At 61.4% G+C, this 14,142-nt stretch carries 16 protein-coding genes; 10 read left to right on the top strand and 6 right to left on the bottom strand.

What is annotated here, in order from left to right; genetic code table 11:
- Positions 1-1,422, top strand: a complete 1,422-nt coding sequence (gene chrA / locus RWJ89_RS04600) for a chromate efflux transporter (protein ID WP_316030632.1) — start codon at positions 1-3, stop codon at positions 1,420-1,422.
- Between the two features lie 13 nt (positions 1,423-1,435).
- On the opposite strand, the gene RWJ89_RS04605 is transcribed toward chrA, so the two are convergent.
- Entirely contained in the window at positions 1,436-2,767 is a 1,332-nt protein-coding gene (locus tag RWJ89_RS04605) for a hemolysin family protein (RefSeq protein WP_077978696.1), read from the bottom strand.
- A gap of 242 nt (positions 2,768-3,009) precedes the next feature.
- Positions 3,010-3,393 carry a VOC family protein gene (locus RWJ89_RS04610; protein WP_012758163.1) on the bottom strand — a complete coding sequence of 128 codons (384 nt, stop codon included), beginning with the start codon at positions 3,391-3,393 and terminating at the stop codon, positions 3,010-3,012.
- 474 nt (positions 3,394-3,867) lie between these two features.
- Here RWJ89_RS04610 and RWJ89_RS04615 point away from each other — a divergent pair, with 474 nt between their 5' ends.
- Entirely contained in the window at positions 3,868-4,194 is a 327-nt protein-coding gene (locus tag RWJ89_RS04615) for an RcnB family protein (RefSeq protein WP_077978695.1), read from the top strand.
- Between the two features lie 279 nt (positions 4,195-4,473).
- On the opposite strand, the gene RWJ89_RS04620 is transcribed toward RWJ89_RS04615, so the two are convergent.
- From RWJ89_RS04620 to RWJ89_RS04630, 3 genes are all read right to left on the bottom strand, one after another.
- Complete coding sequence (locus tag RWJ89_RS04620) at positions 4,474-4,653, bottom strand: hypothetical protein (RefSeq protein ID WP_316030633.1); 180 nt, start codon at positions 4,651-4,653, stop codon at positions 4,474-4,476.
- The gene (gene zigA / locus RWJ89_RS04625; RefSeq protein WP_316030634.1) at positions 4,650-5,855 is read right to left on the bottom strand and encodes a zinc metallochaperone GTPase ZigA; all 1,206 of its coding nucleotides are present in this window, start codon (positions 5,853-5,855) and stop codon (positions 4,650-4,652) included. Before zigA ends, RWJ89_RS04620 begins: the two co-directional genes overlap by 4 nt.
- Positions 5,856-6,001: 146 nt before the next feature.
- Positions 6,002-7,111, bottom strand: a complete 1,110-nt coding sequence (locus tag RWJ89_RS04630; RefSeq protein WP_168328978.1) for a zinc ABC transporter substrate-binding protein — start codon at positions 7,109-7,111, stop codon at positions 6,002-6,004.
- Between the two features lie 101 nt (positions 7,112-7,212).
- Here RWJ89_RS04630 and RWJ89_RS04635 point away from each other — a divergent pair, with 101 nt between their 5' ends.
- The 6 genes from RWJ89_RS04635 (at position 7,213) to RWJ89_RS04660 (ending at position 12,066) form a co-directional block, all read left to right on the top strand.
- Positions 7,213-8,124, top strand: a complete 912-nt coding sequence (locus RWJ89_RS04635; RefSeq protein ID WP_221942342.1) for an ATP-binding cassette domain-containing protein — start codon at positions 7,213-7,215, stop codon at positions 8,122-8,124.
- Entirely contained in the window at positions 8,117-8,929 is an 813-nt protein-coding gene (znuB, locus tag RWJ89_RS04640) for a zinc ABC transporter permease subunit ZnuB (protein ID WP_221942341.1), read from the top strand. Before RWJ89_RS04635 ends, znuB begins: the two co-directional genes overlap by 8 nt.
- Positions 8,926-9,324: a Fur family transcriptional regulator gene (locus RWJ89_RS04645; protein WP_011652680.1), complete on the top strand. Its 399-nt coding sequence runs from the start codon at positions 8,926-8,928 to the stop codon at positions 9,322-9,324. Before znuB ends, RWJ89_RS04645 begins: the two co-directional genes overlap by 4 nt.
- Before the next feature lie 324 nt (positions 9,325-9,648).
- Positions 9,649-10,686 (top strand): hypothetical protein, encoded by a 1,038-nt coding sequence (locus RWJ89_RS04650; RefSeq protein WP_316030635.1) that lies wholly within the window; start codon positions 9,649-9,651, stop codon positions 10,684-10,686.
- Positions 10,687-11,002: 316 nt separating this feature from the next.
- Positions 11,003-11,578 carry a transglutaminase-like cysteine peptidase gene (locus tag RWJ89_RS04655; RefSeq protein WP_131642996.1) on the top strand — a complete coding sequence of 192 codons (576 nt, stop codon included), beginning with the start codon at positions 11,003-11,005 and terminating at the stop codon, positions 11,576-11,578.
- Between the two features lie 89 nt (positions 11,579-11,667).
- Positions 11,668-12,066 carry an ester cyclase gene (locus RWJ89_RS04660; protein ID WP_131642997.1) on the top strand — a complete coding sequence of 133 codons (399 nt, stop codon included), beginning with the start codon at positions 11,668-11,670 and terminating at the stop codon, positions 12,064-12,066.
- 29 nt (positions 12,067-12,095) lie between these two features.
- On the opposite strand, the gene RWJ89_RS04665 is transcribed toward RWJ89_RS04660, so the two are convergent.
- On the bottom strand, positions 12,096-12,467 hold the full coding sequence (locus tag RWJ89_RS04665) for a hypothetical protein (RefSeq protein ID WP_131642998.1): 372 nt from the start codon (positions 12,465-12,467) through the stop codon (positions 12,096-12,098).
- Between the two features lie 441 nt (positions 12,468-12,908).
- On the opposite strand from RWJ89_RS04665, the gene RWJ89_RS04670 reads away from it, so the two are divergent.
- Both RWJ89_RS04670 and RWJ89_RS04675 read left to right on the top strand, forming a co-directional pair.
- Entirely contained in the window at positions 12,909-13,310 is a 402-nt protein-coding gene (locus tag RWJ89_RS04670; RefSeq protein WP_168269074.1) for a hypothetical protein, read from the top strand.
- A gap of 89 nt (positions 13,311-13,399) precedes the next feature.
- The gene (locus tag RWJ89_RS04675; RefSeq protein ID WP_183594419.1) at positions 13,400-14,107 is read left to right on the top strand and encodes a methyltransferase family protein; all 708 of its coding nucleotides are present in this window, start codon (positions 13,400-13,402) and stop codon (positions 14,105-14,107) included.
- Positions 14,108-14,142: the final 35 nt, after the last annotated feature.

The raw sequence follows: 14,142 nt of genomic DNA on the forward strand, positions 1-14,142 counted from the left end.
ATGGTCGAGATGACAGGAAATGCGTCCGCCGGCGAGATGGTGGAAAAAGACACAGGCAAGGAACATAATCACGGCGTCTCGTTTGGCGAGGCTTTCCGGGTCTGGCTGCGGATCGCTGCATTGAGTTTCGGCGGCCCGGCCGGCCAGATTGCCGTCATGCACCGCATCATCGTCGACGAGAAGCGATGGATCGGTGAGCATCGTTTCCTGCACGCGCTGAACTATTGCATGCTGCTTCCCGGCCCCGAGGCGCAGCAGCTCGCCATCTATATCGGCTGGTTGATGCACCGGACTGTGGGTGGTCTCGTTGCCGGCATTCTGTTCGTGCTGCCGGGACTTCTGTCGATTCTCGGTCTCAGCTACATCTATGCCGCCTTTGGCAACGTCGCCATCGTCGCCGGCCTATTCTTCGGGCTGAAGGCGGCGGTGCTCGCTGTCGTCGTGCAGGCCGTCATTCGCATCGGCAGCCGCGCGCTCAAGAATCGCGTCATGGTCAGTATCGCGGCCGCGGCCTTCATCGCCATCTTCTTTCTCCATGTCCCGTTCCCGCTGATCGTACTTGCCGCCGGCATTATCGGTTTTTTCGGCGGCCGGGCCGGGATCGCCGCCTTCAGGACTGGTGGCGGACACAAGGCGGGCAGCGGGGCGGTGTTGTCGGATGCCGATTCAGCGCTGGGCGAGGACATACCGGCGCATGCTCGTCCAAACCTCGCCTGGTCGCTGCGCATCTCGGCCGTGCTGCTCGCCCTCTGGCTCGCTCCGCTCGCGGCGATTTACGCGACATTCGGTGCCGATAACGTCTTTGCCGAAATCGGTCTGTTCTTCAGCAAGATGGCCGTCGTCACCTTCGGCGGGGCCTATGCCGTGCTTGCCTATGTCGCACAGGAGGCCGTGCAGCATTTCGGCTGGCTGAAACCCGGCGAGATGCTAGATGGTCTCGGCATGGCCGAGACGACGCCGGGACCGCTGATCATGGTCGTGCAGTTCGTCGGCTTCATGGGCGCCTACCGCGATCCCGGATCGCTGGATCCCATGTTAGCCGCCACGCTGGCGGCGATGCTGACGACGTGGGTCACCTTCGTGCCCTGTTTTCTCTGGATCTTCCTCGGTGCGCCGTTCATCGAAAAACTGCGCGGCAACATCGCGCTCGCCGGCGCGATGTCGGCCATAACAGCGGCGGTGGTTGGGGTCATCCTCAACCTCGCGATCTGGTTTGCCCTGCACACGCTGTTTGCCGAGGTTGCGACCGTCCAGCTTGGCGGCTTGCGGCTCGATATTCCCGTGCTGCAATCGGCCGTGCCGGCGGCAATGGCGCTGTCTGCCGCCGCGGCGATAGCGATCTTCCGCTTCAAGGCTTCCGTCATCGCGACGCTGCTAGCCTGCGCAGCCGCGGGAATGCTCTGGACGCTGGCGGTGAACTAGAGCATTTCCGGCTTTAGGCCTCCGCCCCATCCATGGAAATGCGCGTCGCGAGCATCTTGTCGATGCGCATGCCGTCCATGTCGAGCACCTCGAAGCGCCAGTTGTCGAAGACAAAGGTTTCGCCAGCTTCGGGGATGTGCTGAAGTTGATGCAGCGCGAAGCCCGCCAGCGTATGGAAATCGGCATCCGGACGATCGCGCAGGCCTAGCCGTTCGAAGGCGTCGAAGGCCGGCATCATCGCATCGATCAACAGCGACCCGTCTTCCCTGACGACGATATCGGGCTCTTCGTTGGACCCCGGCAGATCGCCGGCGATGGCTTCGAGCAGGTCTGTCTGGGTGACGATGCCTTCGAGACTGCCATATTCGTCGATGACGATCGCGAGGCGAACGGGTGAGGCCTTGAAACTGTCGAGCACGCGGACGACCGAGGTGCCCTCATGCAGCACCAGCGGCTGCTTGATCACCTCCATCGGCCGGACCTTGCCGCCGTCGAGAACCTGATCGAGAAGGTCCTTCTTCAACACCATGCCGATTGGCTCGTCGATCGAGCCCCTGGCGACCAGCAATTGTTCGTGGCTGCATTCGCGGATGGTCTTCAGGATTTCAGCCTCGCTGTCGTCGGCGTCGAACCATTCGATATCGAGACGCGGCGTCATGATGTCGGAGATCGGCCTGTCGCCGATGTTGAAAACCCGCTCGACGAGCTGCTGCTGCACCTGGTTGAGAAGGCCGGCCTCCTGGCTCTCGGCAACCAGCAGCTTGAGCTCCTGCGGCGAATGGAACGACGATTCCCCGGTTCCGGCGCGAAGACCGACGCCTCGCAGCACCATGTTGCCCATGCCGTTCAGGACAAAGATCGCCGGCTTGAACAGCACCAGGAACAGACCGAGCGGGCGCACTACGGCAAGCGAAGTGGCCTCGCTGCGCTGAAGTGCCAGGCTCTTCGGCGCGAGCTCGCCGAGCACGATATGCAGCGCCGTGATGATGACGAAGGCGATGACGACGGCAACAGTATGCGCGCCCGCCGTCGCCCATTGCCCGGGCAGCCAGGACAGCAGCGGCTCGATCAGGTGGGCAAGCGCCGGTTCTCCAACCCAGCCGAGGGCGAGCGACGAGATGGTGATGCCGAGCTGGGTGGCTGCAAGGTTGGAGTCGAGATTGTCGACGGCGCGCTGAAGTGCCGAGGCGTTCATGCGGCCTGCCGCAGCGAGTTCGGCGACGCGGCTACGCCTGACCGACACCAGGGCGAATTCGGCGGCAACGAAGAAGCCATTGGCGGCGACAAGAAGAAACACGGCTAGTATCCCAACATAGTCGGAGAGCCCGCCGGCGGAATCGGACATGTTTTCCCTGCCTTCGAATTGATGGGAATCCGAAACTACACGCTCGCACACCGGTGGCAAGGCGTTCCGGCTAGTCCTGGGGCGAGAGATGCCGAAGCCGGGCTGCGTAATCGGAAATACTGCGTCGGTTTGCTATGCTGGCCGCAAAATGCGTGGCAAACCGCATGACCGGGATCATACGTGCGGTTCATCGATGCGAAGCGTAAAACGCGTGGTGAACCGCATTACCGACGTCGCCTCGTTCACCTCTTGGGCGCTTCGAAGAGTTCGATCGGGTTTCCGGCCGGATCATCGAGCAGGATCTGCTTGCCGCCGATGCCCTGCACGATCTCGTTGCGGAAGCGCGCACCGGCTTGGCGCAGTGCGGTGACTTTCGCCTCCAGATCTCCGACCTCGATCTGGATACGATTCCATCCGCCAGGCTCCGGTTTTCGCCCGTCGGGCATTGCTTGAGATGCTCCGCCCGGTCCCGTCATACCGCTGACGAACAGACGAAACCCGTCCCTGGTCAGGATGGCGAAACTCGGTGCGGGACGAAGCGCGACGGAGAAGCCGAGATGTCTCGTGTAGAATTCCACCGCGGCGTCGACGTCGTCGACGATATAGCGCATGCTGATACCGGGCATGTTTTCCTCCATTGTTGTCTTGGTCTGATCGTCCCCTCACCAGATATGCAGAATTCTCCTGTGCCCAAGATACGTCGCTTCGAAACTCGATTATGCGCCCGTTTCAAGTTTTTTTAGCATCTCGTTATGCCAAATCGCTGAGCACCTGCCGCCGCCAGCAGCAGGACATCCCTCCACGACGGCGCCTTCCAGGCGATGAGCACTGGCGGCGTCGCCCAACCTCATCCTCAGATGCTCCGCAAATATCTTTTCTTCCGTCATGCTTTGAGGTGCTGCCAAAGGACGAAACTGGCCGGCGGCGCCGATGCCTCGTCTATGGCGACGAAATATTCGTCACAGTGCATAAGTTTAATCTAAAATATAAACGTCTTCCCATAGCTATTGGATTTCATTACAAAAGTTTAATTTTTATTTCAGTTTCGGTTCATCTTTTCGGCCCTAGTTTGGTCTCGTGCCCAACATGAGGAACCCCACATGAAAAAGATTTTTGCAGCTCTTCTTTCCGCTTCCTTCCTTCTTGCCCCGATGGTTGTTTCCCAGGCCAGCGCCGACGATTATCGCCGTCCGCCTGTCGTCGTGCAGAAGAAGGTGGTCGTCAAGAAGACGGTCGTCCGGTCGCATTGGAAAAAGGGATACCGCGTCAATGCCAGCGAGCGTCGCCGGTTCTCCGATGTCAACGACTACCGCCGCTACCGTCTCGCGCCTCCGCCGCGCGGGTATCGCTGGGTGCGGGCCGATAACGATTACCTGCTGATCGGCGTCACCAGCGGCGTCATCTCCAGCATTATTGCCGGTCGCTGATCGGCGGATGGATGAGAAGAGGGCGGCTTCGGCCGACTTTTTGACTCTGGGGCGGCAAGCGCCTCCGTCTCGGATAAGATCGTCGCTCTCTGTCCTCCCTCATTCCTGTGCTCGTCACAGGAATCCAGCCACGGCGCGTCTGCGCCGTGAATGTTTCCTCTGAACGAAGTGGTCTCTCGCGCCCAAGGGCTTGGGCGCACTGGATTCCTGTGACGAGCACAGGAATGAGGGAGGGTGAGGGGACGTTCCCGCCAGACTCGCGGTGTCGATTATGATCACTTAGTCCTGCCGACGCAATGCTACCATCCGTTCAGCAATGATGCCGAGAAAACCTCTTGGTCTTCCGACTTCAGCGTCGGTATCCTCCTCATGCGTAAACGGATGAAGCCCTTCGATCGGCGGCAGCGGTTCGCATTCGGTACAGACGCAAAGAGTGCGTTTGATTGCCTTCGCCGTCATGCCGCCTGCCTGTTCCAGCTGGCAAAAGGATCGGGCAGGTTGCGCCAGCGCTCCGGCGCAAACACCGTGCTGTCGACCAGACAGGCGTCGAGTTCCTTCCTGATCCAGGCTTCGTCCATCGGATCGGCGCCGATGAAGACGATTTCCTGGCGCCGGTCGCCCCAGACGGGGTCGAGATAGGGGCCGATGGCGCGCATGAAGGCCGGCTCCTCAGGCCATTGTTCGCGGGGTAGGGCCGCCCACCAGAGACCCATCTTGCCGGTGCGCACGATCGCGCCCGCCTGGCTGATCTCGCCGACATGGTGCGGGCGCGTCGCCAGCCAGAAGAAGCCCTTGGCGCGCACCACGCCTGGCCAAGTCCGATCGAGGAAGGCCTGCAGCTTTGCCGGATGGAAGGGCCGCTTCTCGCGATAGACGAAGGAGCGAATGCCATATTCCTCGGTCTCCGGCACGTGATCGCGGAAACCGTGCAGTTCCTTGTACCAGAGCGGATGGGTTTCGGCCTTGTCGATATCGAAGCGGCCAGTGCCGAGCACGTCTTTCAGGACGATCTTGCCGAAATCCGCCTCGATCAGCTTCGCATCCGGGTTGAGGCCGGTGATGATCTTGCGCGCGGCGTCGCGCTCTTCCTTGGTTGCCGTGCCGATCTTGTTCAGCACCACGACGTCGGCGAATTCGATCTGTTCGACCAGCAGGTCGACGATGGTTCTGTTGTCGCCGTCGCCGGCCGTTTCTCCGCGGTCGGCGAGGAAATCGGCCGAGGCATAATCGGCAAGAAGATTGGCGGCGTCGACGACGGTTACCATGGTGTCGAGCCTTGCGACGTCGGAAAGGCTTTGGCCATTCTCGTCGCGAAATTCGAAGGTGGTGGCAACGGGCAGGGGCTCAGCGATGCCGGTCGATTCGATCAAGAGGTAGTCGAAGCGGCCCTGATCGGCGAGCTGGCGCACCTCCTTCAGCAGATCGTCGCGCAGCGTGCAGCAGATGCAGCCATTGGTCATCTCGACGAGCTGTTCCTCGGTGCGGGAGAGATTGGCGCCGCCGTCGCGCACCAGGGCGGCATCGATATTCACCTCGCTCATGTCGTTGACGATAACCGCGACGCGTAAGCCTTCGCGATTGCTCAGCACGTGGTTGAGCAGCGTCGTCTTGCCGGCGCCGAGGAAGCCTGAAAGCACCGTGACGGGAAGTCTAATGTCCATGGGAACCTCATCAGAGTCTTATTAATGTTATATCATTACATTTGACGATCCGAAAAAAGGCGGAACCGGGTTGTCCGCCTTTTTCCGCCTCAGCTCTCCCTTGAGCGTCGCGTGTCCGGCAGGACGCGCGGAGCAGCGCATGTGAGTCATGCGCTGGAGAGGCAGTCCTTCATGCTGTTGGCGATGCCGCGCATGAGGGTGAAGTAGAGATCGGGGCCGGCCTTCAGCGTGGCAGCCTCCGGATCGAGCACGCCTGACTTGGCGCTCGTGCCCTCGATGACGACATCGATGAGGCGCGGCTCGAACTGCGGTTCGGCAAAGACGCAGGTGGCGCCGAGTTCGCCGACCTTGCGGTGGATTTCCGAGACGCGCTCGGCACCGGGAATGGTTTCCGGACTGACGGTGATCGAGCCGGCGACCCGGATGCCGTAGCGGTGCTCGAAATACTGGTAGGCGTCGTGGAAGACGATGAAGGGCTTGTCCTTGACGGGGGCGACGGTGGCGGCGATCTCCTTGTCGAGCGCCGTCAGCCTGTCGTCCAGCGCCTTGGCGTTCGCCTGATAGGTCAGCGCATTGGCGGGATCGGCGGCGACCAGCGTCGTGGTGATCTCGCTCGCCATGGCTTTGGCATTCACAGGGTCGAGCCAGAGATGGGTGTCGAATGCGCCGTGGTCGTGATCGTCGTGCCCATGGTCATGATCAGCTTCGGCGCCATGCGCGGCTTCGGCCTCATGATGACCGGAAGCACTATCGTGCTCCGGGGAAGCACTATCGTGCTCCGGGGAAGCACTATCGTGCTCCGGGGAAGCACTATCGTGCTCCGGGGCATCATCATCATGCGCTTCGAAGGCGCCGCCTTCTCGGAAGGGCAGCTTGACCAGGCCGGGGGCGTCGTCGAGGGCGGCGATGCTGGCATCCGAACCCAACGCCTGCAGCGGCTTTTCGAGAAAGGCCTCGAGGCCGGGGCCGACCCAGAAGATCACCTTGGCATCCTGTAGCGCGCGGGCATTGGAGGGCTTCAGACTATAGGTATGCGGGGAGGCGGAGCCGTCGACGATCAGCTCCGGTTCGCCCACACCCTGCATGATCGCCGCGACCAGCGAATGGATCGGCTTGATCGAGGTGACGACGACAGGCGCATCGGCCGCCCGCATGGTTCCGGCGAAGAGCAGGGCCGGGATCGCCAGCGCCGGGATCGCCGCCATCGGGATTACGGAGGCCGGCATTTTAAGGACAAGCCCTTTCGCACGTTTCATCATATGCTCCGCTTGAATTGCGATTGTTATGTTATTACATCAATTGCGTTATGCTATAACGTGTGCAATAGCAGGACGCAACAGCACTTTCGGAAAATTTGATGCTCTCTCCCGCAAATATCTCCGCCAGTGTCAGGGCCGAACCGCTGGTTTCGCTTGAAGATGTTGGCATTCTGCGCAACGGCCGCTGGCTGGTGCGTGGGGTCGATTTTTCCGTCGCGCGCGGCGAGATCGTCACGCTCATCGGGCCGAACGGCTCGGGCAAATCGACCAGCGCCAAGGCGGCGATCGGCGTGTTGAAGCCCGACGAGGGTAGGGTGGAGCGCAAGCCAGGCCTCAAGGTCGGCTATGTCCCGCAGAAGCTGTCGATCGACTGGACGCTGCCGCTTTCGGTGCGCCGGCTGATGACGCTGACTGGGCCGCTGCCGGAACGCGACATGCTTTCGGCGCTCGAATCGGCCGGCATGGCGCATATGCTCGATGCCGAGGTCCAGCATCTCTCCGGCGGCGAATTCCAGCGGGCGCTGATGGCCCGGGCGATTGCCCGCAAGCCCGATCTGCTGGTTCTCGACGAGCCGGTGCAGGGGGTCGATTTTTCCGGCGAGATCGCCCTCTACGACCTGATCAAGTCGATCCGCAATGCGACGGGCTGCGGCATACTGCTGATCTCGCACGACCTGCATGTCGTCATGGCCGAAACCGATACGGTCATCTGCCTCAACGGACATGTCTGCTGCCGCGGCACGCCTGAGTCCGTCAGCCGCAGCCCGGAATATGTGCGCCTGTTCGGCAGCCGGGCGGCACAGACGCTGGCCGTCTACAGCCATCACCACGATCATACGCACTTGCCGGACGGTCGGGTGCAACATGCCGACGGCACGGTAACCGATCATTGCCACGCCGACGACGGCCATCACGCGCATGAGCATGGGCATGCCGGTCATGAACATGGTCACGATCATCCTGACCATGCCCATCCGCACGCGCATGAAGCGGGAGAGCGCCATGTTTGACGATTTCTTCGTGCGCGCCATCCTTGCCGGCGTCGGCCTGGCGCTGACGACGGGGCCGCTCGGCTGCTTCATCATCTGGCGGCGCATGGCCTATTTTGGCGATACGATCGCCCATTCGGCGCTGCTCGGTGTGGCGCTGTCGCTGCTCTTCGAACTCAACCTGACACTGGCTGTCTTCGCCGTCGCCGCCCTCGTGTCGGTGCTGCTGCTCTTCCTGCAGAAACGCCAGGCGCTGTCGGCCGATGCGCTGCTCGGCATCCTCTCGCATGCGACACTCGCGATCGGCCTCGTCATGGTCGCCTTCATGAGCTGGGTGCGGATCGATCTCATCGCCTTCCTGTTCGGCGATATTCTTGCCGTTTCCACCACCGACATCGCACTGATCTGGGGCGGCGGGCTGTTCGTGCTCGTGGCAATGGCCTGGCTCTGGCGACCGCTCTTGGCTGCGACCGTCAATGCCGAGCTCGCCGAGGCCGAGGGGCTGAAGCCGGAGCGGGCGCGGCTGTTCTTCATGCTGCTGATGGCCGTCGTCATTGCCATTGCCATGAAGATCGTCGGCATCATGCTGATCACCTCGCTGCTGATCATTCCGGCGGCTGCGGCGCGGCGCTTTTCGCCGACGCCGGAGATCATGGCAGTGCTCGCCTCGCTGATCGGGGCGGCGGCCGTCGTTGGCGGTCTGTTCGGCTCGCTCACCTACGATACGCCCTCCGGCCCCTCGATCGTGGTCGCGGCGCTGATCCTCTTCATGCTCAGCCTGCTTCCGGTCAGGCGCCGCGCGGTCATGCAAGGACAAGGCTCATGACGACACCGCAATTGACCAAGAACCAGTCGCTGGTCTTCGACGTGCTCGAAAAGGCCGAAGGGCCGCTCAGCGCCTACACCATTCTCGACAAGCTGCGCGACCACGGCTTTCGCGCGCCCCTGCAGGTCTACCGGGCGCTGGAGAAGCTGCTCGAATATGGCGTGGTGCACCGGCTCGAAAGCATCAACTCCTTCGTCGCCTGCGCCCATCCGGGCGACGACTGCCACAGTCACGGCATCGTCGCCTTCGCCATTTGCGAAAGCTGCGGCCAGGTGACGGAGTTCCACGACCACGAGGTCGACCACCGACTGATGGAATGGGTGCGCGGGCAGAAGTTCAAGCCTGAAAAGACGACGATCGAGATCCGCGGATTGTGCGAGGCCTGCGCGGCGTAAGCTTCGCTAGACGATCGCCTCGCGCTCACTAAAGGGGTCGTCGTCATCAAAGTCGCGGGCGCGGATTTGGTCTTCCCCCTTTTCGCCGGCTTCTTTGCATTCTTACGGTATCGCATTCCGTTTTCACGGATGCCGCTCGGCGTCGACGGCCATATCTGTTGGGACATGAGCTGCCAAGGTGCTCGCTGGAAGCGATGCTATAGCCCACATGGGCGACCGCGATGGCTGAGCCCGCAGGGGTCCCGGACCGTATTAGACGCCCATTGATACACAAAGCGGCGATCAAAAAGGTGAGGCCGGTTACCCGGCCTCACGTCCATTTTCATGTCGCCGATCAAGTTAGTTCGGTTTAGATTCAGACCCGCCCTTGCCCGAACCGTTATTGCCGCCGTTGCCGCCGCCATTGTCGCGGCCGTTGCCGCCGCCATTGTCGCCGCCGTTGCCGCCGCCATTGTCGCCGCCGTTGCCGCCGCCATTGCCGCCACCGTTGCCGCCGCCGTTGCCGCCACCATGGCCGCCGCCATTGCCGCCGCCGTTGTCGCCACCATGGCCGCCGCCATTGCCGCCGCCGTTGCCGCCACCATGGCCGCCACCGTTGTCGCCACCATGGCCGCCACCGTTGTCGCCACCATTGCCGCCACCATTGCCGCCACCATGGCCGCCGCCGTTGCCGCCACCGTTGCCGCCACCATGGCCACCGCCGTTGCCGCCACCATGGCCGCCACCATTGTCGCCACCATGGCCGCCGCCGTTGCCGCCACCGTTGCCGCCGCCGTTGCCGCCACCATGGCCGCCGCCATTGTCGCCACCATGGCCGCCACCGTTGCCGCCACCGTTGCCGCCACCGTTGCCGCCACCATGGCCACCGCCGTTGCCGCCACCATGGCCGCCACCGTTGCCGCCACCATGGCCACCGCCGTTGCCGCCACCATGGCCGCCACCGTTGCCGCCACCATGGCCGCCACCGTTGCCGCCACCATGGCCGCCGCCGTTGCCGCCACCATGGCCGCCACCGTTGCCGCCACCATGGCCACCGCCGTTGCCGCCACCATGGCCGCCACCGTTGCCGCCACCATTGCCGCCGCCGTTGCCGCCGCCATTGCCGCCGCCGTTGTCGCCGCCATTGCCGCCGCCGTTGCCGCCGCCATTGCCGCCGCCGTTGTCGCCGCCATTGCCGCCGCCGTTGCCGCCGCCATTGCCGCCACCATTGCCGCCACCATTGCCGCCGCCGCTATTCCCGTTGCTGGCGACGGATTCGGTGCTGGATGTCTTCTGGCCGCCGCCAATGTCTCGGCTGCCGCGATCCTTATCGTTCGGACTAAACTTGTTATCGGCACGAATTGCTTTGGTCGGCATGCATAGTCTGTATTCGAGTGTGCCGCGAACTGCGGCCTTGCAATTAACGACTGCCGGGGCTGCCGTTGCCAAGCTGCTGCTTGCCAGAAGGGAAGCAACGGCGATGCTGAATTTCGCGGCTCTGCTGATCATTTCAATCGTCTCCCAAGGTTAACTAAATGTTAACTGCGAGAACTCTTACACTAACGATCAATTAACATGAAGAATAGATAATGGTTAATCTGTCTCAATCGCTTAATACAGTTAAATTCGCAAGTATAAAATTTTACTAAATTTTTATCGTAACCATGTTATCGTCTCATGACAAATAAAGGAATCGGCTATGAAGCGTCTCTTTTCGCTCGCTGCCTTTTTATTCATTCTGCTGCATTTTCAAGCGGTTGCGGGATCATCACTTCCTGTGACGCGAAGCATCGGCGCACCCGTGGGATTCGCCGCAGCCTGCGCCAAGTACAAGTGGCTGTGCGGCAGGATGGCGGCGCAACAGCTGAATGATCAGACAGGAACAGCGCTTCTTCAAAAGGTCAATCGCGCCGTAAATGGACGTATCATTCCCGCGGAAGATCGCCCGTCTTCCCGAAATAAGGATATTTGGTCTCTGCCGGTTGCCGGCCGTGGCGACTGTGAGGACTACGCTCTTCAGAAGATGAAGGACCTGATCGAAGCTGGTTTTCCATCGAACAGGTTGGCGCTTTCCGTGGTGATTGGACCGCAGGATCAAAACCATGTCGTTCTCATTGCCCGGACGGACGGCGGCGATTATGTGCTCGATAATCTGACCAGCGCGGTGAGGCTCTGGCGCACCACAGGCTATACGTTTCTGGCCACCCAGGATTTCCAATCGCGAACGGGCTGGCGCGTGACGCTTGCTGGTCCCCGTGCAGGCGAGTTCTCTTGAACTGAAACTATCGAGGCGGCGCGTTCGCTGCTGGCAAGTGCTGATCCCGGCGCTATCTTTGCCTGAGAAACCAAGTCGGGGGCGATCGCGTGACGAAAACCGAACTCGCGGAGATATACCGCGGCTACATCGCCTGCTTGAACAGGCAGGACTGGCACAATCTCGGGCAGTTCGTCGGCGACGATGCGGTTCATAACGGCCGGCGGCTCGGGCTGCCGGGTTATGTGGCCATGCTCGAGCAGGACTTCGATGAGATTCCCGATCTCTATTTCAAGGTGCTGATGCTGCTTTGCGATCCGCCATACATCGCCTGCCGGCTCGGCTTCGATTGCAGGCCGAAGGCAAAATTCCTCGGCCTCGATGTGAACGGCAGGCGCCTTTCCTTCACCGAGAACGTCATCTACGAATTTCGCGGCGGCAAGATCGTCGAGGTCTGGTCGGTCATCGATAAGTCGGCGATCGAAGCCCAGCTTGCGGGCTCGAATTGACGGCGCGGACGGTTTCTGGTCTGCGTCGATCAGATGATGGCGACGCGCTCGCCGAAGGGCGTATCGTCGTCGAAATTCCGGGTGCTGATCCGATCGCTTTCACCTGACAAGACCGGCTGTTCCGCCTGTTCGCCGGCCTCTTCCCCGTCGTCCGATGCCGCATGCCCGTGCCGCTTTTGCGGATGCTCCTCATTTTCGACGATCAGATCCGCGTGCGGGATGAGACCTTTTGCGGCCTCCTTCTCCGCGGCCTTCTTCGCTGCCAGCTGATCGGCGGTGATCTGCGACTGGCGGGCGGCGACCCAGGCATTGTCGGGTTCGGAGCCGATAGAGGTGCTGGTGCCAACCTTGGTGGGTTCGGACGCGGCGGTGGCGGAGATGGGGTTGATAGCGTCGACCATGATGCTCTCTTGCTGGAACAGGATCATTTTAGGTCCGGTCGGCCTAAAACCTGAATCCTGTTCTAAATCAAAGAGTTAGAGCATGATGTCGTCCGAAAACTGCTCACATTTTTCGGCATCATGCTCATGGCGAACCGGCAAACCAGCCGCCCGCTTCCTGGGATGAAAACGGCGCGGTCTTCGGGCCAATCAGGGAGACATATCGAGCCCGCGCCGAAAAACACAAGGGGACATTGACGTGACTGCCACCTCGGACAATGACGAAATCGGTAGCAGGTTGCGGGAAGTTCGACGAATAATTGTGTGCACAAGGGGTGCTCGGCGCGTGGTTAATGTAAGAATCGGAAACACTTTGTGACTAAGTGTCTCCAAAAGCTGCGTTTTTTGACTTGCTGCGCGCGAAGACATGACGGATATTGTTTAAACGTTGAGGAAGCCGTCATGATTAGAATGATTGAAAACCCTGCCGAACTGGCTGGCGAAGATATCACCGGCAAATATATTCTCCGGAGGCTGAACTATCACTGGTTCGCCTACGGCAAGGCGGCTATCGTGACCGCCTGCAAGGGAACGATCCTGCATCTTGAGCGGGAAGAGACGGTCTATTCCGAGCGTTGGGGACGTCGCGCCTATACGGGCGCCGGCAGGCGTTATCCCGGCGGCATCTGTCCGATTTCTGCGGTCGCCTGCGTTTGCGATACGCCCGATGACGTCAATGCCGTCATTCAGCTGGATGTCGAAGCGCAGGACGAATTCTATCAGCTGATCGCCAAGGCCGAAGCCAGGGTTCAGGCTCTTGCCTCATCCTCACGAAACAGCCAGTTTCTCGAAGCCGCCGAGTAACGCGGTTTTTTCAATTAAATCCGCCATGCGGAGCGTCTTTCTGCGCGTCTAAGAGGACGCTCGCCGCTGTAATGGAACGGAGAGCGATCATGACACAGCGGGACACTCGGCCCGGTCACTCATTCGCCGCGGCGCCATCGCTCGGATCGCTCGCCATCACCATTGCCGTGATGTTTGTAGCGCTGTTCTGGCCGGCCGGCACGCTCGACTGGCCGCGCGGCTGGATTTTTCTCGGCCTGTTCCTTGTGCTGACTGCTGTCGCAATCATCTGGATCTGGCGGACGAATCCGGAGCTGTTTGCGGCGCGCAGCCGATACCAGAAGGGTACCAAATCCTGGGACGCCGTAGTGGCGACGCTGACGATCATTCTCTTTGCCGCCATTCTTCCGGTCGGCGCATTCGACGACGGACGTTTCCACTGGGCACCGCAGCCCGATTGGGTCGTCTTTATCGGCTATCTCCTGATGACATCAGGTTATCTCGGCCTGACCTGGGCGCAATCGGTCAACCGGCATTTCGAGCCGACGGTGCGCATTCAGACCAATCGCGACCACAAGGTGATCGACACCGGACCCTACGCCGTAATCCGCCATCCCGGATACGCAACCGCCATCGTGCTCAGCGCCGGCATGGCGCTGTCGCTTGGATCGCTCTACGCGCTGATCCCCGCCGGCCTGCTCGTCGTCGTCCTCTTCGGCCGCACGCTGGGCGAGGAAGCCGAACTGCGCAAGGGCCTCGAAGGCTATGCGGAGTATATGGAGCGTGTGCGGTGGCGGTGGATTCCGGGCGTGTGGTGAGCGGAGAGGGTGCTTCGCCACCCGCCCCCGTCCTT

The sequence above is a fragment of the Rhizobium sp. 10PS4 genome, from assembly GCF_032464805.1.
GTDB classification, from domain to species: domain Bacteria; phylum Pseudomonadota; class Alphaproteobacteria; order Rhizobiales; family Rhizobiaceae; genus Rhizobium; species Rhizobium laguerreae.

Coding starts and splice junctions, on each gene's coding strand:
- chrA (WP_316030632.1), top strand. CDS start 1: ATGGTCGAGATGACAGGAAATGCGTCCGCCGGCGAGATGGTGGAAAAA.
- RWJ89_RS04605 (WP_077978696.1), bottom strand. CDS start 2,767: ATGTCCGATTCCGCCGGCGGGCTCTCCGACTATGTTGGGATACTAGCC.
- RWJ89_RS04610 (WP_012758163.1), bottom strand. CDS start 3,393: ATGCCCGGTATCAGCATGCGCTATATCGTCGACGACGTCGACGCCGCG.
- RWJ89_RS04615 (WP_077978695.1), top strand. CDS start 3,868: ATGAAAAAGATTTTTGCAGCTCTTCTTTCCGCTTCCTTCCTTCTTGCC.
- RWJ89_RS04620 (WP_316030633.1), bottom strand. CDS start 4,653: ATGACGGCGAAGGCAATCAAACGCACTCTTTGCGTCTGTACCGAATGC.
- zigA (WP_316030634.1), bottom strand. CDS start 5,855: ATGGACATTAGACTTCCCGTCACGGTGCTTTCAGGCTTCCTCGGCGCC.
- RWJ89_RS04630 (WP_168328978.1), bottom strand. CDS start 7,111: ATGAAACGTGCGAAAGGGCTTGTCCTTAAAATGCCGGCCTCCGTAATC.
- RWJ89_RS04635 (WP_221942342.1), top strand. CDS start 7,213: ATGCTCTCTCCCGCAAATATCTCCGCCAGTGTCAGGGCCGAACCGCTG.
- znuB (WP_221942341.1), top strand. CDS start 8,117: ATGTTTGACGATTTCTTCGTGCGCGCCATCCTTGCCGGCGTCGGCCTG.
- RWJ89_RS04645 (WP_011652680.1), top strand. CDS start 8,926: ATGACGACACCGCAATTGACCAAGAACCAGTCGCTGGTCTTCGACGTG.
- RWJ89_RS04650 (WP_316030635.1), top strand. CDS start 9,649: ATGTCGCCGATCAAGTTAGTTCGGTTTAGATTCAGACCCGCCCTTGCC.
- RWJ89_RS04655 (WP_131642996.1), top strand. CDS start 11,003: ATGAAGCGTCTCTTTTCGCTCGCTGCCTTTTTATTCATTCTGCTGCAT.
- RWJ89_RS04665 (WP_131642998.1), bottom strand. CDS start 12,467: ATGGTCGACGCTATCAACCCCATCTCCGCCACCGCCGCGTCCGAACCC.
- RWJ89_RS04670 (WP_168269074.1), top strand. CDS start 12,909: ATGATTAGAATGATTGAAAACCCTGCCGAACTGGCTGGCGAAGATATC.
- RWJ89_RS04675 (WP_183594419.1), top strand. CDS start 13,400: ATGACACAGCGGGACACTCGGCCCGGTCACTCATTCGCCGCGGCGCCA.